Consider the following 256-nt stretch of genomic DNA (forward strand, 5'->3'; position numbering starts at 1 on the left):
GGCGAGGGCGAGGACCAGTCGCTGGTTTTCACCACCAATATGGGCGATCTCGCCGAGGCGGGACCGGAGCATCCCATCACCGTGCATGTCGATCCGGAGACCGGCGAGCCGACGCCGCTGGTTCGGGTGCGCGGCCGGCTGGATGCGCTGATGGCGCGGCCGGTCTTCTACGAACTGGCCGAGGCTGCCGTCGAGCGTGACGGGGTGATGGGTGTGTGGAGCGGCGGCGAGTTCTATCCGCTGGGAGCGGGCGATG

General features: G+C 69.1%; 1 pseudogene. It reads left to right on the forward strand.

The annotated features are described in order from the left end of the window. Positions 1-256, forward strand: a pseudogene (locus SB754_RS21425) (DUF1285 domain-containing protein); the annotation flags it as partial.

Source organism: Leifsonia sp. SIMBA_070 (assembly GCF_046534635.1).
Classification (GTDB): Bacteria; Actinomycetota; Actinomycetes; order Actinomycetales; family Microbacteriaceae; genus Leifsonia.